Origin of the sequence: Lelliottia sp. 489 (assembly GCF_050435885.1) — a bacterium.
Taxonomy (GTDB): domain Bacteria; phylum Pseudomonadota; class Gammaproteobacteria; order Enterobacterales; family Enterobacteriaceae; genus Enterobacter; species Enterobacter nimipressuralis.
In genome coordinates this window covers 235,798-255,798 of the sequence record NZ_JBNDLC010000004.1, presented here as the reverse complement: position 1 = coordinate 255,798, position 20,001 = coordinate 235,798, and the positions used below count along the sequence as shown (strand labels likewise).

Annotated in this window: 23 protein-coding genes and 3 tRNA genes; 10 read left to right on the top strand and 16 right to left on the bottom strand. The window is 53.4% G+C overall.

Going from position 1 to position 20,001, the window contains the following annotated elements; genetic code table 11:
• Nucleotides 1–30: 30 nt before the first annotated feature.
• The 9 genes from opgB to ABIE11_RS14845 form a co-directional block, all read right to left on the bottom strand.
• Nucleotides 31–2,322: a phosphatidylglycerol--membrane-oligosaccharide glycerophosphotransferase gene (gene opgB / locus ABIE11_RS14885; RefSeq protein ID WP_123429536.1), complete on the bottom strand. Its 2,292-nt coding sequence runs from the start codon at nt 2,320–2,322 to the stop codon at nt 31–33.
• Between the two features lie 271 nt (nt 2,323–2,593).
• Complete coding sequence (locus tag ABIE11_RS14880; protein WP_100780768.1) at nt 2,594–3,079, bottom strand: DUF2501 domain-containing protein; 486 nt, start codon at nt 3,077–3,079, stop codon at nt 2,594–2,596.
• 83 nt (nt 3,080–3,162) lie between these two features.
• Nucleotides 3,163–3,900 (bottom strand): DNA replication protein DnaC, encoded by a 738-nt coding sequence (dnaC, locus tag ABIE11_RS14875; protein ID WP_100777757.1) that lies wholly within the window; start codon nt 3,898–3,900, stop codon nt 3,163–3,165.
• Between the two features lies 1 nt (nt 3,901).
• Nucleotides 3,902–4,441: a primosomal protein DnaT gene (dnaT, locus tag ABIE11_RS14870; protein ID WP_429184778.1), complete on the bottom strand. Its 540-nt coding sequence runs from the start codon at nt 4,439–4,441 to the stop codon at nt 3,902–3,904.
• A 124-nt stretch (nt 4,442–4,565) separates the two neighbouring features.
• A complete protein-coding gene (locus ABIE11_RS14865) occupies nt 4,566–4,994 on the bottom strand; it encodes an organic hydroperoxide resistance protein (protein ID WP_100777755.1) in 429 nt (142 codons plus the stop codon).
• An 84-nt stretch (nt 4,995–5,078) separates the two neighbouring features.
• The gene (locus ABIE11_RS14860; protein WP_429184777.1) at nt 5,079–5,531 is read right to left on the bottom strand and encodes a MarR family winged helix-turn-helix transcriptional regulator; all 453 of its coding nucleotides are present in this window, start codon (nt 5,529–5,531) and stop codon (nt 5,079–5,081) included.
• Nucleotides 5,532–5,572: 41 nt separating this feature from the next.
• On the bottom strand, nt 5,573–6,214 hold the full coding sequence (locus tag ABIE11_RS14855) for a TetR family transcriptional regulator (protein WP_102104535.1): 642 nt from the start codon (nt 6,212–6,214) through the stop codon (nt 5,573–5,575).
• Nucleotides 6,215–6,279: 65 nt separating this feature from the next.
• Complete coding sequence (locus tag ABIE11_RS14850; RefSeq protein WP_100777752.1) at nt 6,280–6,753, bottom strand: threonine/serine exporter; 474 nt, start codon at nt 6,751–6,753, stop codon at nt 6,280–6,282.
• Nucleotides 6,744–7,520 carry a threonine/serine ThrE exporter family protein gene (locus tag ABIE11_RS14845; RefSeq protein WP_429184776.1) on the bottom strand — a complete coding sequence of 259 codons (777 nt, stop codon included), beginning with the start codon at nt 7,518–7,520 and terminating at the stop codon, nt 6,744–6,746. Before ABIE11_RS14845 ends, ABIE11_RS14850 begins: the two co-directional genes overlap by 10 nt.
• A gap of 400 nt (nt 7,521–7,920) precedes the next feature.
• Between ABIE11_RS14845 and ABIE11_RS14840 the strand changes: the two genes are divergently transcribed.
• Both ABIE11_RS14840 and bglJ read left to right on the top strand, forming a co-directional pair.
• Entirely contained in the window at nt 7,921–8,643 is a 723-nt protein-coding gene (locus ABIE11_RS14840; protein WP_100777750.1) for a response regulator transcription factor, read from the top strand.
• Between the two features lie 11 nt (nt 8,644–8,654).
• Entirely contained in the window at nt 8,655–9,278 is a 624-nt protein-coding gene (bglJ, locus tag ABIE11_RS14835; RefSeq protein WP_129035777.1) for a DNA-binding transcriptional activator BglJ, read from the top strand.
• A gap of 46 nt (nt 9,279–9,324) precedes the next feature.
• Here bglJ and ABIE11_RS14830 read toward each other — a convergent pair whose 3' ends face one another.
• Nucleotides 9,325–9,783: a YbaK/EbsC family protein gene (locus ABIE11_RS14830; protein WP_100777748.1), complete on the bottom strand. Its 459-nt coding sequence runs from the start codon at nt 9,781–9,783 to the stop codon at nt 9,325–9,327.
• Between the two features lie 328 nt (nt 9,784–10,111).
• Here ABIE11_RS14830 and ABIE11_RS14825 point away from each other — a divergent pair, with 328 nt between their 5' ends.
• Complete coding sequence (locus ABIE11_RS14825) at nt 10,112–11,455, top strand: PTS sugar transporter subunit IIC (RefSeq protein WP_100777747.1); 1,344 nt, start codon at nt 10,112–10,114, stop codon at nt 11,453–11,455.
• A gap of 81 nt (nt 11,456–11,536) precedes the next feature.
• Here the strand turns inward: ABIE11_RS14825 and fhuF are convergent, their stop codons facing one another.
• Together fhuF and ABIE11_RS14815 are read right to left on the bottom strand one after the other, a co-directional pair.
• Complete coding sequence (gene fhuF, locus ABIE11_RS14820; RefSeq protein ID WP_181827298.1) at nt 11,537–12,325, bottom strand: siderophore-iron reductase FhuF; 789 nt, start codon at nt 12,323–12,325, stop codon at nt 11,537–11,539.
• Between the two features lie 98 nt (nt 12,326–12,423).
• A complete protein-coding gene (locus ABIE11_RS14815) occupies nt 12,424–13,488 on the bottom strand; it encodes a GGDEF domain-containing protein (protein ID WP_102104538.1) in 1,065 nt (354 codons plus the stop codon).
• 216 nt (nt 13,489–13,704) lie between these two features.
• On the opposite strand from ABIE11_RS14815, the gene ABIE11_RS14810 reads away from it, so the two are divergent.
• Nucleotides 13,705–13,974, top strand: a complete 270-nt coding sequence (locus ABIE11_RS14810; RefSeq protein WP_100780767.1) for a DUF1435 domain-containing protein — start codon at nt 13,705–13,707, stop codon at nt 13,972–13,974.
• Between the two features lie 43 nt (nt 13,975–14,017).
• Here the strand turns inward: ABIE11_RS14810 and ABIE11_RS14805 are convergent.
• The 4 genes from ABIE11_RS14805 to rsmC form a co-directional block, all read right to left on the bottom strand.
• Nucleotides 14,018–14,104, bottom strand: a tRNA-Leu gene (locus ABIE11_RS14805).
• Nucleotides 14,105–14,137: 33 nt separating this feature from the next.
• Nucleotides 14,138–14,224, bottom strand: a tRNA-Leu gene (locus ABIE11_RS14800).
• Nucleotides 14,225–14,253: 29 nt separating this feature from the next.
• Nucleotides 14,254–14,340 (bottom strand) — tRNA-Leu (locus ABIE11_RS14795).
• Nucleotides 14,341–14,496: 156 nt separating this feature from the next.
• The gene (rsmC, locus tag ABIE11_RS14790; protein ID WP_429184775.1) at nt 14,497–15,525 is read right to left on the bottom strand and encodes a 16S rRNA (guanine(1207)-N(2))-methyltransferase RsmC; all 1,029 of its coding nucleotides are present in this window, start codon (nt 15,523–15,525) and stop codon (nt 14,497–14,499) included.
• A gap of 102 nt (nt 15,526–15,627) precedes the next feature.
• Here rsmC and ABIE11_RS14785 point away from each other — a divergent pair, with 102 nt between their 5' ends.
• The 6 genes from ABIE11_RS14785 (at nt 15,628) to ABIE11_RS14760 (ending at nt 19,997) form a co-directional block, all read left to right on the top strand.
• On the top strand, nt 15,628–16,041 hold the full coding sequence (locus tag ABIE11_RS14785; RefSeq protein ID WP_100777743.1) for a DNA polymerase III subunit psi: 414 nt from the start codon (nt 15,628–15,630) through the stop codon (nt 16,039–16,041).
• A complete protein-coding gene (gene rimI / locus ABIE11_RS14780; protein WP_102104541.1) occupies nt 16,010–16,453 on the top strand; it encodes a ribosomal protein S18-alanine N-acetyltransferase in 444 nt (147 codons plus the stop codon). Before ABIE11_RS14785 ends, rimI begins: the two co-directional genes overlap by 32 nt.
• 17 nt (nt 16,454–16,470) lie before the next feature.
• Entirely contained in the window at nt 16,471–17,148 is a 678-nt protein-coding gene (gene yjjG / locus ABIE11_RS14775; RefSeq protein ID WP_100777741.1) for a pyrimidine 5'-nucleotidase, read from the top strand.
• Nucleotides 17,149–17,239: 91 nt separating this feature from the next.
• Complete coding sequence (gene prfC / locus ABIE11_RS14770; RefSeq protein ID WP_102104542.1) at nt 17,240–18,829, top strand: peptide chain release factor 3; 1,590 nt, start codon at nt 17,240–17,242, stop codon at nt 18,827–18,829.
• 305 nt (nt 18,830–19,134) lie between these two features.
• Nucleotides 19,135–19,752: a molecular chaperone OsmY gene (gene osmY, locus ABIE11_RS14765; protein ID WP_102104543.1), complete on the top strand. Its 618-nt coding sequence runs from the start codon at nt 19,135–19,137 to the stop codon at nt 19,750–19,752.
• An 83-nt stretch (nt 19,753–19,835) separates the two neighbouring features.
• On the top strand, nt 19,836–19,997 hold the full coding sequence (locus ABIE11_RS14760) for a DUF1328 domain-containing protein (RefSeq protein WP_002887716.1): 162 nt from the start codon (nt 19,836–19,838) through the stop codon (nt 19,995–19,997).
• The last annotated feature ends 4 nt before the right edge of the window (nt 19,998–20,001 follow it).

Genomic DNA, 20,001 nt, shown 5'->3' with positions numbered 1-20,001 from the left:
TGCTTACCCGACATACACGCAGATGTGCCGTTAACCGGCGTTCTGTACCACTTTCATTTCGACCATCCCAATCCCCAGTTTGCGCGGCGAATGCCCGAGAATATTGCCCTCGTTCGTTGATTGCGGATCGGGCGGAACGATCACGACCGTATTGCTGCGCGACGGGTTCTCAAAATGCAGCGTGGTGGTACTCACTTCGTTGCCGAGGGTTATCGTCTGCTCTTTGTCGCCGATACGCACCGGGATCGGTTTGTTGGCATTCGGGCCGAAGGCTTTCGCGGTGATCACCAGATCAAATTTCTCAGGCAGCGGTTGGGCGTATTCGATTTTCACCTCATCGCCGAGTTGCGCGTTTGACCAGCGTCCCCAGGATTCCGGGCGCGAAATACCGCTAAACTGCTTCACCTCTTCCGGCGCTCCCGCCACGTTAAACACGAAGCTGTCAGCTTTATAGCGAATATCGTTATCGACCACTTTCAGCATATCCACGTTGCGCTGATAGCGGTCGGTATTAATCACCGTATCCTTGAACGCGGTTTTGCCTTTCCACTGATCTTTATCGACGCGCTGCACGATTTGTTCGCCGCCGAGCTGGCCTTGCGACACGCACCAGTCCGTTGAAATCGACAGCGGCTGGGACCACAACTGGCCCATTTTGTAGCAGCGATCGATCCAGACGAAGTTATCGCGCGGGGCGAAGTCGGCCAGCTGGAAGCGCAGCGGCGCGGAGTATTCGCTCTCCGGCAGCGGCTCGACGCGGTTATCGGAGACGCGCAGCAGCAGCGGCAGGCGGAAGTGGCTGCCCGAGAAGGCAATCATGTTTTTCTGCTGGTCGATGGTGAAATCTTTCATCTCTTTCGGGAAATTCCACAGACGGATCACGTCCGGTTTCCACGCCAGAATCTTCTCTTTCATATTGAGGAAGACTTCAGAAAGCGACTGGCCGGAGAGCGTGCTGCGCCCCAGTCCGATGAAGTTATCGCCGCCCAGAATATCCAGCACCGTTGCGCCGTTATCCATGGTGTTACGCTTCGTGGCGATGACCTCCTGCTGAGGCTGGTCGCCGCGCATCACAAAGAACAGGTTGCTTCGATCCTGCTTGTTCAGCTCATCCCACGCGGTGTTTTTCATCGCCAGATGGTCGGAAGAGACCACGATCACCGTGTTTTTGAAATACGGCGAGGTTTTGATTTTATTGATAAACGCGGCGATATGTTCCTGGCTGCAGGTCACGGCGCTGAACGACTGATTGTCCTTGCCGTTGATCGCGTATTTTTTGCGCTCGCATGTGCGCGAGATAAAGCCGTCCGGATGGTGTGTATCCACGGTTAAGGCAAACAGCGAGAAGCGTTTACCGGATTTGGACAGCTCCTCGAATTTCTTCCAGGTTTCGTCCAGCACCGTGTCGTCGTAGAAGCCCCAGTCATTGCGATAAGACGGGTCGGCGACGGTGGTTTTTAACTCTTCAGCACCGTAAAGGTGATCGAAACCGTGGGATTTCAGGAATACGTCTTTCCCGGCAAAGCGCAGGTTGGCGCCCTGCATGAAGTAGTTTTCGTAGCCGGAGTTTTTGAGGATATCGCCGAGGCAAATATTCTGCGGGAAGAAGCTCGACATCGACGCGGAGGCGTTACCCTCGAACGGCGCGAACAGCGGAATGCCGCACTGAGAGGCGACCATCCCGGCGATGGTGTAATCGGTGCCCGGCAACTGCGCCGTGTGGCTGAAGTCCAGCCCTTCGTCTTTCAGCGGGCCGAGATCTGGGGTCAGGTTCGGGAAGGCGTCGTTATCGAAATAGGTGCGCTCAAGGCTCTCGCCGTAGATATAAACCAGATTCAGTTTCGGGTGCGCAATGGTTTTCGACGGCTCTTTGTAATACGCCGTGAAATCGGGATCGCCGTCGCGGGACTGGGATTTCACCAGTTCCGTAATCTGATGGAAGGCCGGGCTGGCATCGACGGAACCGAGCGCCAGCACCAGGGCCAACAGGCTATAACCCATATGATGCGGAAGATGGCGGCGACGACGCAGTACCCAGCCGAGGGTGCCAAACACCGCCACCAGCGCCAGAACCAGCCCTGCGCCCGGAAGTATGTACTTACTAACTCCTGCGCCTGTCAGACTGTTGGTGAGTGTGTACAGCACGGCGTCGTTGATGCCGTCACCGGTAAAGTAATCGCTGGCGTACAGGGTAATGTTTAAAACAATAAAAATACCCAACACCAGTAATGTGGCAATAAACCACCAGGTGTTGCGGCCGGCCTTCCAGGCATAGATGCCAACGGAAGCCAGGAATAGGGCAAGGGAAATAAACTCTGACAACAGCTTATCCTCAATAGCGCCAGTCGCTTAGCTGGCTAACTGATTATTTTTTGGTTGATACAATTTAATGGCGAAGTCACATAGCTGCAATTCTAGTGTCACTAAAATGTGCTGTTGTTAGGATTTGGTTTAGAAAGTGGAAATTTTGATCGCCGTCGCATCGCGTTATACGCGGGCTGAGACGTAAAAGAATGAGAAAAATACGAGTCTGGCGCCGCGTTGTCAGAGTAACGGAACAATCGCGGCGTGTTGTGGCAGAAAATGGGATGGATCAGGAGAGGAAATTAACGCCTTGTTTCAGCACCAGATCGCAGGCTTTGGTCTTCACCTGTTTCGCCAGCGCGGAGTCACCGAGGGTGCTTAGGTTCAGCTGTTGGCCATCTTTGGCATTCAGCAGGCCCTGGATCCCATCCATATAGTTGGTGTCCTGCTTCTGCTCTTGCGTATCCAGCCCCAGCTTATCTAATACCTGGTTTTTAATGTTCTGCGTGTCAGTGACCGATGCCAGCTTCTGCTTGGCGCAGTAGCCCAGAATACCGGCCGCGTTGTTCATGGTGCCAGCGCTCAGGCTCTGATTGCTGCCGCCCAGCAGACTGGTGAGGGACGAAGCAGACAGCCCGCCGCTCTGGGCGCTACCGCTGCTTTTGCTCAGTTCGTTCGCTGCGCTGGAGAGTGACTCCTGCCAGGAGGCCGCGTGAGCGGCGCCGGTGAGCAGAACGACGCTAAATGCTGTGCTGAGAAGAAGATTTTTTTTCATAAAATGCACTCTAAAAGGCCCTTGTCGGGCTGGAAGTGGCTTCAGTGTATACCTGTGAAAGGCGCGCCATTCCTGGAAATATCCTAATACTCTTTGCCGGTAACGCGATCGCGGTAGCTATCCCAGGTGAAGTTCACCCATAAGCTGTTGCCGAGGCGCATGCGGTCCATGACGCGCTCACCCAGCAGCTTGGTCATCTCTTCCGCTTTATGGTTGGTGAGCATGCCGGTCGGGCGCTTCGACGAGGATCGACGGTCAACGATCTGATTGATAATTACTTTTTCGTAGCGGGATTCGGTCTGGACGCCGATTTCGTCAATGACCAGCAGATCGACGTTGCTCAGATCGTTCAGCAACTGCTCTTCCGTGGTTTCGCGGTTGCTGAAGGTGTCTTTCATCGCCGACATGATGTCGGCGACGGTAATGATCAGAACCGATTTTCCGCGCAGCAGCAGCTCATTACAGATGGCCGCCGCAAGGTGGTTTTTGCCGGTGCCCGGTTTGCCGCTGAAGATAAAGCTGGCGATGCTGCCGTCGAACTCTTCGACATACTGGCGTGCTTTGGCGAGGGCCATCATCTGACCGTCGTTTTCCACGCGATAGTTATCGAAGGAACAGTTCTGATGCAGGGGACGAATGCCGGAGCGGTTGAAGGTACGCTGCATTTTCATGGCGCGGTTTTCCCGCGTCAGGGCTTCGGAGCGCATCTTTCCCTGCTCTTTTTGCCAGGCCAGCAGCTCTTCACCCGAGGTGAAGGCCGGCTTTACGTTGGCAGGCATCATTTTTTGCAGACGTTTCATCAGGTCGCCGACGTTTTTCATATCATCCTCTGAATCCTGGTGGGATCTGATTATCGGGTTCGGAAATGGTGTTGATATCGCGCTTAGGCTGGCCGCCGTTGCTGGCGCGGTTGATCTGAATACTGCGCGCGAGCTTTTGCTGCCACTGCACGTGGTGGAACACTTTGCCTTCGGCCTGCCAGTACGCGACAAATGCGGCCAGCTCTTCCGGCGTGGCGGCCTGCGTCAGGGCGATGCCCCACAGGGCGGCCTGGCGCTGGAAATCCGCATCCGGCTGCCAGCCAGAGTACATCGCAAATTTGCCCATCGGGACGGCAACCGGCGCACTGGTCGGTTCTTCAAAGAATTGTGTATCTAACGCGACGTCACTGACCGGGCGCGACAGACGCGCTTCAATATCCAAAAGCTGTGCCAGGCGTTCAGGCGTGATGGCGTAAAACGCGGGCGCGTTGTCGGCAAACACGGCGAGAGTACCGCCATCGGCTTTGGTTAAGATGCCACGGGGATCGCGCACAAAGGCATCGATTCCGGCGACGCTGGTGGTCAGGAGTCTGGATGACATAACACTTTCTCTACTGGGATACGACGTCGTGATATGGGGTCATAGTAGCACAGAGAGAAGGGGGGACGGAGGGGGATTTCCCCGGTGGCACTGCGCGCACCGGGGCTGCATACGTCGGGGCTTATCAGGCGATGATATTCAGCGTCACATCAATATTGCCGCGGGTTGCGTTAGAGTACGGGCAAACGATATGCGCCGCGTCGACCAGCTTTTTGGCTTCGGCTTCGTCCATACCTGGCACGTGGATATTCAGTTTGGCTTCGATACCAAAACCGGTTGGCAGTGGACCAATACCAACTTCGCCTTCGATAAACGCATCTTTCGGCAGCGCGATTTTGTCACGGGCAGAGACAAATTTCATCGCGCCCAGGAAGCAGGCAGAGTAGCCCGCCGCAAACAGCTGCTCTGGGTTGGTGACTTCGCCACCCATACCGCCCATCTCTTTCGGTACGCCCAGTTTGACATCCAGAACGCCATCGGAAGAGGTCGCACGGCCATCACGGCCTCCGGTGGCTTTGGCTTTGGCGGTATAAACAACTTTTTCTAAAGACATGGCAGGTTCCTCATCTTACGGTTATTCGCGCTATTAAATAGTGCGCGATATATATGGGTAAACAAAATCTTATTAACTATAGCCTCAGGCGCGATGAAGCTGTTGGCGCAGTTGCTCAAGCTGCTGCTTGAGAGCGAGCATGGAATCCGCATCGCATTGTGCGGCACAGCCCACGGCCTGGGGAATACTTTTCGCCTGCTGCTGGAGGGCGCGGCCTTCATCACTTAAGGTGACGGCGACCTGGCGTTCGTCCTGGCGCGAGCGCTGACGGACAAGCAGACCAGCGCTTTCCAGACGCTTCAGCAGCGGGGTGAGGGTGGCGGAATCCAGGAACAGACGTTCGCCAATCTCCGACACCGTAATGTCATCCTGCTCCCACAAAATCAGCATCACCAGATACTGCGGGTAGGTCAGGTTAAGCGGTGCCAGCAGTTGCCGGTACAGCTTATTGAGCGCCAGATTTGCCGAGTAGAGAGCAAAACAGAGCTGGTTATCCAGCAGCAGCGCAGCGGTGGTGTCGTTCGTTTTCGCGTTCATGAAATGAATATAGATAGTGCGCGATTTAATTGCAAGCGATTTTATGGGCAGGTATAGCGAAGGGCCACCTGAACGGCCATTTTGCGATAGTGCTGGCGCTGGGCCTGCTCATCGGCGCCGTCTTCAAATAGCAGCGTGAAGGTATAGCTGTTGGCGACGTAATGAAAACTGAAACTGCTGATCAAACGGTGCAGGTCGCGCGCATCAACGGTCTGATTAAATAGCTGCTTCTCTTTGCCACGCTGCAGGATCGCTTCCAGCAGTTCGAGTGCGCTGCGATTAACCTGACGCAGATAGCTGGACTGCTGCATAAAGCGGCCACGCTGCATGTTCTCCATGCAGATAATGCGAATGTAATCCGGATGATCGGCGTGGTAATCAAAGGTCGCTTCCACCAGATGGACCAGCGCTTCAACGGGCGGCAGCCCTGACAGGCTGAGCTGTTTTTCGCTGGCGCGGATCTCGGTGTAAACGTACTCCAGCGCCTGGAGATAGAGGTTCTCTTTGTTTTTATAGTGATAAACCACCATGCGCTTGGTGGTGCCGGCTTTTTCGGCAATCTGCTCCATTCGCGCGCCGTTCAGACCGTATTCGGCAAACAGGGTAATCGCGCTCTGAAAAATTTTGTCCTTCAGGCTGGAATCATCTTGGTGGTCGGGGAATTCGCTGCCAGGGTTAGCCACTTCCACTCCTTACATCGCCAAACAGAATGCAGGGATTATCGCCATGGCAGCGGGAGAACACAAATTCAAACGCGTGGGCGCTTTCTGTAGAGCCACAAACCGGGAATCGACAGACCGATGGAGAGCGCGCCGACGATGGACGAGGCTTTGAGGAAATTGCTCAACAGCAGGATCATTTGCGGCTCGCTGTAGCCGAAGTGGCTGATCTTCACCGCCGAGATCATCGCTGTGTAGGCGGATATGCCGGGGAACATCGGGATCACCGCCGCCACGGTGAACACTTTCGGGTGCGCCAGATACCAGCGCGACCACTGAATGCCGATACAGCCGACCAGCATCGAGGCCATAAACGTTGACCATTCGATGTTAAACCCGGCGGTCATCATTACCATTCGCGAACCATGACCGATAGCACCTAACAGGGCGCACCAGGGCAGGGCGCGCTGCGGCACGTTAAAGACCATCGCAAAGCCCACGGCAGGAATGGCAGCCAGCGCCATGTCTTGTGCCAGAGCGAATAAAAAGTCGATTATGCCCATCCGCGCAGCCCCCAGAGTGTCATGGCCATGACCACGCCGATGCAGGTCGCGAGGGTTAACAGGCTCGCAATCGCCCAGCGTGCCAGACCCGTATTGATGTGCCCTTTGAACATATCAGCGACGGCGTTGATCAGCGGAAAACCCGGTACCAGCAGCAGGACGCTGGCCGCCATGGCGACGCTCGCTGTGCTGACAAACACAGGCAGGCGCAGCAGCAGACCGGAGACGGTTGTTGCGACAAAGGCAGTGAGACAAAAGTTTATCTGCGGATGCATATGGCGCTGTGTCAGGAGCTGGCGTACGTACATGGCGATGGCGCTGGCGAAAAAGGTCACCACCGCGCCATCCCATCCGCCATTATTCAGTTTGCAGAAACAGGCGCAGGACAGCCCCACCATCAGCACCACTAACCAGCGCGGGTAGCGCAGCGGCTTAATCTGGTTGAACCGTTTTTCAACGCCGGGCAAGTCCAGAAGCTTGTGTTCAGCCATGATGACGATGTGCTGCACTTCGGTGACCACGTGCATATTGATGCCGCGATCCTGGTTTTTGCGCGTCGACGTCAGACACTGGCCCTCTTTTATGGTGGTCAGCACGATGGCGTTAGACGAGATAGAGCTTTCTACGCTGTCCACCCCCAGCGCCAGACCCAGGCGGGTCGACAGCTCTTCGACCAATGCGCTCTCTGCGCCGTGTTGTAATAAGAAAAGACCGCACTGTATGCATAGTCGCGTGGCGGCGCGTTGTGACGACTGATCTGCCTGCATTGGTTGCCCTGAAAATGAGAACTGCCAGAGTGTCTGGAATGTTTACTTTTAGCACAAACGGCAGCCTGTCTGGCTCTGGGTCAGATCAACATTTGTGCAATCAGTGACAGGATGCAACGGCAGGCGCAGAGCGGACTGGGGTGTTTGTTATTTATTTCGTGAATACTAATTGATGATATATATAATTTATTAATTTAGTTTGATGCGTTTAATATTTTGTGCAAGGACTATTATGTTATTCTGATTTTTGTATTATATTATCCTCGGATTTAACAATGTCAGGATTATAGTTGTTATCGTTAATATAACCTGTACTAATAACTTAGGGTCAGGATAATGCCCATGTCTGAGCCGTGATTTTAATATCATTAATTAGATGAAGAAAGGATTCGGAGAATCTATGTCACCAGTGAAGGGAAAATCAGTAATCGTTATCAGTAAAATCCCGGTGATGCAAACCGGTCTGGGCGGCATCATGGCCAGCCATTTTCCAGAATATGACGTGTCTTTTTGCCGCACACATGACGATCTGACTTTACAGAATTTAAATCGTGCATCTGTCGTGGTTGCTGATATTTCAGGTGATTACGTCAACCCTCGCGGCGCGCTTGAACACTATTATCTGTTATTAAGTCAATACCGGGATATCCACTGGATTTTTCTGGTCTCACGTCCTCTTTACCCTCTCGCTGTTGAGTTGCTCATACGCCCCGAAAGCACACTGCTTTCGGATATGGAACCTATCGAAGGCGTCATCAACGCGATCCGCGCGGGGAGCGAGTATTCTGATCGGATAAGTCAGACGCTGTTATCACCTGAGCCGCGAGTTGATGATAATGAGTATAAAGTCCCTGTAATACTGACCCTCTCAGAACGTAAAGTATTACGTCTGCTTGGAAAAGGCTGGGGAATAAACCAAATCGCCACGTTACTGAAAAAAAGCAATAAAACCGTCAGTGCGCAAAAAAATAGTGCGATGCGTCGTTTATCTCTGCACGGAAATGCAGAAATGTACGCATGGATCAATAGTACACAGGGAATGAGAGAGCTGAACTTAATCTCAGCCTATGGAGAGCAAAAGGAATGGAAACAAATGCCTCAGGAAGAGATATTGCTGTCATAGACCAATGCACGATGAGTGCCGTGGGGCTTGAACATCTCTTTGCCATCGCGCCATTTAGCGAATATCGCCTTCATCTGTTTAAAAACTTTAGCAGTTTCAAGGCCGCGCTTTCACAGACTCCTTTTTTCTCGGTGATCTATTCGCTTTCAGATGTGCGAGAAGAACGAAGAAATTGTCTGGTGTCACTGCGAGAACTGGCCCTAACCCACAGTGGTATACAGCGCATTATTCTGGCGGCAGACGACGTTGAGGCAAGATTGATCGGTCAACTGACGCCTTCCCGTCTTCACGGAATAATCAGTAAGTCGGCCTCACTGGCTGAGCTGCAAAAACTGCTGATCATTCTGTTAAGCGAAACCGAGCGAGTCAATAACAACGCCTTTGCCCACTGGCAAGGAAGCTTATCCAGAATGTTAAGCCCAATGGAGCGGGCGATTATGCGCCATCTTTCGGCGGGCCTTTCCATTCCCGAAATTGCGGAGCAGCTTAAACGCAATATCAAAACCGTTCGCGCGCATAAATATAATGTGATGGTGAAGCTGGGGGTGAGTTCCGATGTGGGGCTGCTGCATGCGGCAGATATTCTGGGGCAGTTGCCCATGCGTGAGCTGAAACTAACTGTTAAGGCGGCGTAGTGCTTTTCATTGTGCATCATTGCGCCAGAGGAACCTGGCGCAGCGATCAGATGCAGACATCAATCCATTTAGCCGATGTAAGCTCAGCCATTCGCTCAGGCGCGATACGCACTGCGCTGTGAATTGACCCGGCCGCAGGAAGCACTTCCTCATATTGTTTAAGGGAAACGTCGCAGTAAACGGCCAGCGGAGTCTCCAGGCCGAAGGGGCAAACTCCACCAACGGGATGCCCGGTTAGCGTCACCACTTCATCACTGCACAGCATCCGCGCTTTCGCGCCAAACGCATTTTTCAGTTTTTTGTTATCCAGGCGTGCATCGCCTTTTGCGACCACCAGAATCACCTCGTTTTTAACCTTCAGTGATAAGGTTTTCGCTATCTGTCCCGGCTCGACATGATGGGCGGCTGCGGCCAATGCAACCGTTGCGGTGCTTTGGCTAAGCTCGATGACATCAATATCCGGGGCATTGTCAGCAAAAAATTGCCGTACGGACTGCAAACTCATTGTTATCTCCTGACAAATATCCTGCGTAATCTGTCATAAGAAATTATGCTCTGTAAATATCTCTTAGGTAACAAATATTCTGTTCACTCGTTTTCTGGATCGCCTTCACATTCACGGAAACCGGTTACAGTAACCGGTTGCAGAGTGTGATGGAGAGATTAATACTGACGATGTAACTTCCCCTGTATCCAATAATAAGAGTCGAATATGAAACCAATTTGTCCGAGCGGTACCGCTGGTACACGAACCAGCAAGGTGGTGACAATGATGTATGGATCACCGTGTGGCGCGTCTGCGTCCAAACTGAACGTCTGACAGGAGCCCCACTATGTCTGCCAACCATGCTGCGTTTAATCTTATTTTCCGGTTCGTTGAAAACTATGTCAGTCCCGTCGCCGGGCGTATCTCCTCTCAGCGCCACGTGATGGCGATTCGTGACGGATTTATTTCCGCGATGCCCTTTATGATTGTCGGCTCCTTCTTGCTGGTGTTTGCTTACCCGCCTTTCTCACCGGACACCACATGGGGCTTTGCCCGTGCGTGGCTGGATATGGCGAAACAGTTCGAAGGGCAGATCCTGACCCCGTTCGATATGACCATGGGAATCATGTCGATCTACATCTGTGCGGCTATCGCCTACAACCTGGGTAAGCACTACGTTAAGTCGCATCAGCTCGACCCGTTCATGTGCGCGATGCTGTCGCTGATGGCATTTTTACTGGTTGCTGCACCGAAAACCAAAGGGGCGATGCCGGTCGATAGCCTGGGCGGGACCGGGATCTTTACTGCGATTCTTGTGGCCGTGTACTGCGTGGAAATGATGCGTTTCCTGAAGGCACACAATATTGGCATTCGTCTGCCGGACCAGGTGCCACCGATGATCAAAAACTCATTTGATCTGCTGATCCCGGTGCTGGTCGTGGTGCTTACGCTTTATCCCCTGAGCCTGTTTATTCAGTCTCAGTTCGACATGCTGATCCCTCAGGCGATTATGTCGATCTTTAAACCGCTGGTGTCGGCGGCGGATTCTCTGCCTGCAATTCTGCTGGCTGTGTTGATTGGTCACCTGCTGTGGTTTGCCGGGATCCACGGCGCTGCGATTGTGTCAGGCATGCTGCAGATGTTCTGGCTGACTAACCTGGGCATGAACCAGACCGCGCTGGCTCAGGGTGCGCCACTGCCGCATATCTTTATGGAAGCGTTCTGGACCTTCTTTATCGTCATCGGTGGCTCGGGCGCCACGATGGGGCTGGTGATCTGCTATCTGCGCAGCCGTTCCGCACACCTGCGGTCCATTGGCCGTTTAAGCGTTGTACCAAGCTTCTTTAACATTAACGAACCGGTAATTTTCGGTACCCCAATCGTGATGAACCCTGTGTTCTTCATTCCATTCCTGCTGGCACCGATGGTGAACGCAGTGCTCGCATGGGCCGCCATGAAGCTGGATCTGATTGGACGTGTGATTTCTGTGGTGCCATGGACCGCTCCGGCCCCGGTGGGTGCTGCGTGGGCGTTGGGCTGGGACTTCCGTGCGGCGGTGCTGGTCATCCTGCTGGCGCTGGTCTCGGCCATCATCTACTACCCGTTCTTTAAAGTGTACGAGAAGCAGTTGCTGGAGCAGGAAGCCGAAGAAGCACAGCGCGCTGAAGAGGATAGCCAGCAGGTGGCTTAATCAAAAAGCAAAACGGCAACTTCGGTTGCCGTTTTTGTATTTGCATTTTCCCCCGTTATAAGAGGGCAGCCTGTAAAGATATTACTTCAGCGTACAATCACCACACTGCTGAACATCCGGCAGGCGATAGCGCTGGCAGCAGGTCCGACGGACCAGTAATCCGTCGCGCGGAACCACGGTGCGGAACAACGGATTATCCTGGCCATCTGAAAGCTGTTTGGCAAAGAAACAGGACTGACGCAGCGCCTCGACGGTTTCATCGCCCAGCACTGCTTTCATCTCGGTCAGATACCAGTGAATGAGATACCCGGTATTACTCCAGATAAGCTTCCCGTTGATATCGCCAGTCTCTTCCAGCGCATTTACCACTGGAATGAGCGCCTGTTTCACCAGCGTTTCCATACGCTCCTGCGCGGACAGCACCGTCGTATTCCGATCCTCATGGACGTCAATCCAGAAGCAGGCCGCACGGCCGGTTTCATGAAACTCGACGAAAAAATGCTCCGGAGAAAGGTCCAGCGCGGCGTCCTGGGTTAACAGGGCTATCATCAGCGGAGGCACCATCAGCCCGATGTACCATTGCGCCCACAGTGAGAGTAACGGTTTATTTTCTCGCGCAAGATTAGGCTGGTTTCGATAGATATGATCGGAATAGACCGCGAGCAAAGAGTGCATTTCTGCCGGGCGACACCACTGCGCCAGCGTCATGGCCTGGTGCGGATGGGGTTCATCCAGCTTGATGAAATCGAGCAGGTAAGCGCGATGTTCGGCGATGGTTTCCCGTACGGAATCCGCAAGCGTTGAACGCCCGGCGCCAGGAGGGGCTAGCCAGATGACAGGATCAACGATTTGTGCGGAACGAGTAGCCATAGGAGAATAGGATACAAATCTAAATGATAATGATTGCCAATCCTAGCTATAGAGCAAACCGATCGCAAGCCTTTTGTCGGTAAAGCGGGAGGTGGGGCTTATCCTGCCTGGAGTTCAGGGCTTAAGAGGATATTGTTGCGGCCCATGTGCTTGGCTTCGTAGAGCGCTTTATCCGCTTTTTCGAGCGCCGCTTCGATATCCTCTGACTCATAAATCGCAATGCCAATACTGATGGTGACGTTGGTCGCCACGCTCTCATTAAACATATGCGGGATCTTCAGGTCGTAGACCTTCTGGCGAATACGCTCGGCGGTCTGGCGCGCCTGATCGAGCGTGACGCTGGTCAGCAGCACCATAAACTCTTCCCCGCCAAAACGGGCGACGATATCGCGTGAGCGCACGGCGTCACGGATTGCAGCCGAAACCCGAATCAGCGCCTGATCGCCCATCATATGGCCGTAGTGATCGTTATAGGCCTTGAAATGATCGATATCCAGCAGCAGAACGAAATGTTCTCCCTGCTCAAGCGTAGGCAGATTCTCCAGCCTGCTTTGCAGGCCACGGCGGTTATACAGGCCGGTCAGCGGGTCCATCATACTTAGATCGTTGAGCGTCTCCCGCTCCTCAAGCAGCCGGTACAGCAAGTCCTGAGCAAAACGATCGTTACGTCTTTGAATCACGTGATGGATTGCAATCCCAATCATCGGCAGCGCGAGGGAGTAAACGATGCGTGGCCAGTACTCGGGCGGGCAAAACCACAGACAGACCAGAAATGTCGGCAGCGAGTGGATAGTAAATGCTTTGATATCACTGGCAAACGCCAGCGAGCCGATAAACAGGACGCTTAGCAGGGCCAGCAGCAGGAAGGTATAAGGATCCTGCGTGACCAGCATAAATTTCCAGGCGATGTGCCAGGCCCAAATTCCACCAAAGATGAATGAAATCAGCGGAATATTGATCTGCCGGGTTTTATTCTTCCAGTGCCAGACCAGCAGCGACAGGCTGAGCGTGAAAATAAGCGCGACAGGCAGGGTCAGCGTATGCACGCTGTATAAGGGATTGAACACAGTAAAAAGTGCTGACACGGCGTTCAGGAATAAAAATAAACGTAAAGATAACTGATATTTCTTGTGACGTAATGAACGCCAGGATTGTGCTGTCATGTCGGTATATTTTTAGTAATTCTGAATTAAATCAAACTAATGGCTGCCGATGTGAATGAAATACTGCGCAATAATCAGGGACTAAAATATCAGAAATTTATTATAAATAGTTAACAGGTGTGCAATTTATCACCTTACTCATATCCTGTCATTACGGGAAAGGTAAAGGTTGCCTGATTGTATCGGCCAGTGCTGACAAATGAGAAAACCTATCATATGATATTGGTTATCATTATCGCGTTGAGAGAGAAAAACATGTTGAGCAAGGCGCTGGGAAGTGGATGGGGTGTGTTGCTGCCGGGGATCGTCATCGCTGGGCTGACATTTGCCGATCTCTCATTGGACGTCTGGAAAGCGATTATCGTGTCGGGTCTGTTGGTCACATCAGGAATGATTTGGCACAAGCAGTTGCGTCATTTCGTTCTGCTGCCGTCTTGCGTCGCGCTGATCAGTGGGATGCTGGTAATAATGATGAGTTTGAAATAAAAGGGAAATGACAGGGAGTTAATCAGGGAGGAGATAAGATAAGTGGTGCGAAGAGGGGGACTTGAACCCCCACGTCCGTAAGAACACTAACACCTGAAGCTAGCGCGTCTACCAATTCCGCCACCTTCGCACTGTTATCTTATTCTTTTTGATATTGCCTCGTTGGTGCGAGGGGGGGGACTTGAACCCCCACGTCCGTTAAGACACTAACACCTGAAGCTAGCGCGTCTACCAATTCCGCCACCGTCGCCCGGTGAGAACAATATCAAACATGGTTTGTGGTGCGAGGGGAGGGACTTGAACCCTCACGTCCGTAAAGACACTAACACCTGAAGCTAGCGCGTCTACCAATTCCGCCACCGTCGCATACCATCAATACTTAAAAAGTATCGCAACCACGGAGGCGCATTCTAGATGTTTTCAGCTTTCCGTCAACAGATAATTGCCCAGGATGTTTTGATTGCTGCAAAAATCGGCATTTGTATAGCCCGGAGCGCGATGCGCTGCCGGGCTGGCGGCAAATTACTTCTTCGCCTGACGCGTCATAACCGTGCGGTAAACTTTAAAGCGACCGGTCTGCGCCAGCACTTCATGGAAGCCGAAAATCTCATCCAGAAGATTAGGATAAGGCAGGAAGGCGTTGGCCACGATGCGCAGCTCACCGCCGCTGTTGAGGTGACGTACCGCACCGCGAATCAGCGTTTGTGCCGCTTCAAGGCTGGTTTCCATGCCGTCGTGGAATGGCGGGTTGGAGATAATCATATCGAAACGCCCCGTCACCTCTGAGAACACGTTGCTGGCGAAAACGTCGCCTTCGAGTTCATTGGCGGCAAGGGTGGCACGGCTGGCTTCAACGGCCGGCGCGCTCACGTCGCACAGGGTAAGACGCACTTTCGGGGAGTGGGTGGCGAGCACGGCAGACAACACGCCTGCGCCGCAGCCGACATCCAGCACTTTGCCTTTGGTGTGCGGCGTAAAGGTGGAGAGCAGCAGCTGGCTGCCCACATCCAGACCGTCGCGGCTAAAGACGCCCGGCAGCGTTTTGATTGTCAGCCCTTCGAGCTGATATTCGCCCCAGGCTTTTTCGGCATCAAACTCAGGCTGTTTTTCCAGACGACCGTGGTACAAACCGCAGCGACGCGCGCTGTCGATTTTGTTCAGCGACGCGTATTCCGCCAGCATCTGTTCGGCGCTACGCACGCCGCTGCGGTTCTCGCCGACGACGAAAATGTCGCTGCCAACCGGCAGCATGGAGAGCAGGTTCATCAGCTGGAACTGCGCTTCAGGTTTGTTCTTTGGCCAGTAGTAGATCAGCGTATCGCAGTCGGCGATATCGCTTTGCTCCGCCACCAGGCTGAAGCGCACGCGATCTTCCATCTGACGGCTTAACACCTGCCAGTGATGGAATTGCTGGGTATGGGCGCGGCTTTCGGCGCATTCGAAACGGGCAGGCAGATCGTCCTGCATATCTCCGGCAAACAGAATACGGCTTTCTTCGAAATCATCACTGTGACGCAGCAAGACTTCACTTGCCGGGGTAAATGCAGACATGAATTGTTCCTCAATAAACTCAGCCGGGGATTATAGTAGTTTGTTGGCGGATATACGACGAATTTGCTATATTTGCGCGCCTGACAGACAGGAGTTTTCCCTATGACATCCCGACGTGACTGGCAGTTACAGCAACTGGGCATCACCCAGTGGTCTCTGCGTCGCCCGACGGCGTTGCAGGGTGAAATCGCTATCTCCATTCCGGCACACGTTCGTCTGGTCATGGTGGCTGAAGAGCTGCCCTCGCTCACTGAGACGCTGGTCAGCGACGTTCTGCGTACGCTGAAAGTGAGCGCCGATCAGGTGTTACAGCTGACGCCCGAGCGCGTGGCGATGCTGCCGCCGGAGAGCCGCTGCAACAGCTGGCGGCTTGGCGTTGCGGATGAGACTCCCCTTGAGGGCGGTCAGCTGCTTACGCCGCCACTGGAAGAATTGAAAGCAAACCCAAAGGCGCGAAGCGCGCTATGGCAACAAATCTGTGAATATGAACACGATTTCTTCCCTCACGACGTCTGATCTGGCATCAGCGTTCGCGATCGAGACGCGCGCCCATGCCTTTCCATGGAGCGAAAAAACATTCGCCAGCAATCAGGGCGAGCGCTATCTGAATTTCCATCTGGATGTCGATGGCGAAATGGCGGCATTTGCCATTACGCAGGTCGTGCTGGATGAAGCGACGCTGTTTAACATTGCCGTCGATCCTGCATACCAGCGCCGTGGCCTGGCCCGGGAACTGCTGGAACATGTAATACGCGAGCTGGAGACACGTGATGTCTTCACGCTGTGGCTGGAGGTTCGCGCCTCCAATGCGGCCGCCATCGCACTCTACGAAAGCTTAGGCTTTAACGAGGCGACGATTCGCCGTAATTATTACCCGACTGCCGAGGGACGCGAAGACGCCATCATCATGGCGCTGCCGCTTGGATAACAAATAAGGTTGTAACGATGAAATGGGACTGGATTTTCTTTGACGCCGACGAAACGCTGTTTACGTTTGATTCGTTTGGCGGCCTACAGCGGATGTTTTTAGACTATAGCGTCACCTTTACCGCAGAAGATTTTCAGGACTATCAGGCGGTGAACAAACCGCTTTGGGTGGATTACCAGAACGGTGCCATCTCTGCGTTACAGCTCCAGCACCAGCGTTTTCAGGGCTGGTCCGAGCGTCTGAATGTCTCTCCCGGTGCGCTGAACGAGGCTTTTCTCAACGCGATGGCGGAGATTTGCGCACCGCTGCCTGGGGCGATTTCCCTGCTTAATGCCCTTAAAGGCAAAGTGAAGCTCGGGATCATCACCAATGGCTTTACCGCCCTGCAGCAGATCCGCCTTGAACGCACGGGCCTGCGCGATCATTTCGACGCGCTGGTGATCTCTGAACAGGTGGGCGTGCCAAAACCCGATCCGCGTATTTTTGACTATGCGCTGGAAAAAGCCGGCCATCCCGCACGTGAGCGCGTGCTGATGGTCGGAGACACCGCCGAGTCGGATATTCTGGGCGGGATGAAGTCCGGGCTGGCAACCTGCTGGCTGAACGCACACGGTCGCGCGCTGCCTGAAGGCATCGAACCGACCTGGACCGTATCGTCATTGAACGAACTGGAGCAACTCCTGTGTAAACAATGATTGCCTGCCCCCCATTGATGGGTAAAATAGCCGCAATTTCGTATTCCATGATGCGTGGCCTGCTGCCGCGCTTATATAAGAAGATTTGATTATGACGTTGTCTCCTTATCTGCAAGAGGTGGCGAAGCGCCGTACTTTTGCCATTATTTCTCACCCGGATGCCGGTAAAACGACCATCACCGAAAAGGTACTGCTGTTCGGACAGGCGATTCAGACCGCCGGTACGGTAAAAGGCCGTGGCTCCAGCCAGCACGCCAAATCGGACTGGATGGAGATGGAAAAGCAGCGTGGTATTTCCATTACCACCTCCGTGATGCAGTTCCCGTATCACGACTGCCTGGTGAACCTGCTCGACACCCCAGGCCACGAAGACTTCTCCGAAGATACCTACCGTACGCTGACGGCGGTTGACTGCTGTCTGATGGTCATCGACGCCGCGAAAGGGGTAGAAGATCGTACCCGTAAGCTGATGGAAGTCACCCGTCTGCGCGATACGCCGATCCTGACCTTCATGAACAAACTCGACCGTGACATCCGCGATCCGATGGAAGTGATGGACGAAGTGGAACGCGAGCTGAAAATCGCCTGTGCGCCAATTACCTGGCCGATCGGCTGCGGTAAGCTGTTCAAGGGCGTTTACCACCTCTATAAAGATGAAGTGTATCTGTACCAGACCGGTAAAGGTCACACCATCCAGGACGTGCGTATCGTGAAAGGTCTGGATAACCCGGATCTGGACGTGGCCGTGGGCGAAGAGCTGGCCTCTCAGCTGCGCGATGAGCTGGAGCTGGTCAAAGGCGCTTCTCACGAGTTTGACAAAGAGCTGTTCCTGGCCGGGGAAATCACACCGGTATTCTTCGGTACCGCACTGGGTAACTTTGGTGTGGATCATATGCTCGACGGTCTGGTGGAGTGGGCGCCGCAGCCGATGCCGCGCAAAACTGACTCCCGTCTTGTCGAAGCCGCAGAAGAGAAATTCACCGGCTTCGTCTTTAAGATTCAGGCCAACATGGACCCGAAACACCGCGACCGCGTGGCCTTCCTGCGTGTGGTTTCCGGTAAGTATGAAAAGGGCATGAAGCTGCGCCAGGTGCGTATCGGGAAAGACGTTGTCATTTCCGACGCGCTGACCTTTATGGCGGGCGACCGTTCACACGTTGAAGAAGCCTATCCGGGCGACATCATCGGCCTGCATAACCACGGCACCATTCAGATCGGCGACACCTTCACCCAGGGTGAAATGATGAAGTTCACCGGTATCCCGAACTTCGCGCCGGAACTGTTCCGTCGTATCCGTCTGAAAGATCCGCTGAAGCAAAAGCAGCTGCTCAAAGGTCTGGTCCAGCTCTCCGAAGAGGGCGCGGTGCAGGTCTTCCGTCCAATTGCCAACAACGATCTGATCGTGGGCGCGGTCGGTGTGCTGCAGTTCGACGTGGTCGTTGCGCGTCTGAAGAGCGAGTACAACGTGGAAGCGATCTACGAATCGGTGAACGTGGCGACGGCGCGCTGGGTTGAATGTGCTGACGTGAAGAAATTCGAAGAGTTCAAACGTAAGAACGAAATCCAGCTGGCGCTGGATGGCGGCGATAACCTGACGTACATCGCCCCAACCATGGTTAACCTGAATCTGACCCAGGAACGCTATCCTGACGTTCAGTTCCGCAAAACCCGCGAGCACTAATCCTTTCTCAGAGCACGGCGCCCGCCGTGCTCTTCTTAAACTCCAGCCTTATTAATCCCTTGCGGAATGTTCTTAATTCAACGCGATTTTAGCGTTATTGCTCGTTTTTTGCCCGATTCTGAAAGCGGCTTTGTCAATGTGATCTATATTTAACTCAGTGTTTAACACCGGGCGCGGATGATAGTCCTGTTCAATGCGTGTTCATGAGTCTCTCATCCCGGCCGTGTGTTTATTCGCAAGATTAAAAACTAGTATGAAGGGATGTTTTGACGCTCAACTTCCGAGCAAACTACAGGAATACATCGATGAATATGACAAGACTTAAGATTTCTAAAACTCTGCTGGCAGTCACTCTGGGTGGCCTCCTGGTAAGTGGTTCTGCCCTGGCAGAAAGCACTACTACGGATAAGGCGCAATCCACCGCGGACAGCGCAGGGCAAAAAATCGATAGCTCTATGAATAAAGTCGGTAATTTCATGGATGACAGCTCTATCACAGCAAAAGTGAAAGCGGCTCTGGTGGATGATGAAAACATCAAGAGCACCGACATTTCCGTAAAAACTGACAAAAAAGTGGTCACCCTGAGTGGCTTCGTGGAAAGCCAGGCGCAGGCTGAACAAGCCGTCACCGTGGCGAAAGGCGTTGAAGGCGTCACCTCAGTCAGCGACAAACTGCACGTGCGTGATGCTAAAGACGCGTCTGTGAAAGGCTATGCAGGCGACACCGCAACCACCAGCGAAATCAAAGCTAAACTATTAGCAGATGACATCGTACCGTCTCGTAAAGTGAAAGTTGAAACCACCGACGGTGTGGTCCAGCTCTCCGGTACGGTTGATTCCCAGGCGCAGGTGGAACGCGCCGAAACTATCGCTAAAGCCGTCGATGGCGTTAAAAGCGTCAAAAACGATCTGAAAGCGAAATAAGAACGACTTTTGGACACAACGCTTGTGAGCACCTGAGCGCTCACATATAGCGGCTGATATTAACTATGGTAAAGGAGAGTTTTATGTTTCGTTGGGGCATTATATTTCTGGTTATCGCGTTAATTGCCGCCGCTCTGGGCTTTGGTGGTCTGGCGGGTACAGCGGCCGGCGCGGCGAAAATTGTTTTCGTTGTCGGTATTATCCTGTTCCTGGTCAGCCTGTTTACCGGACGCCGTCGTCCCTAGATAA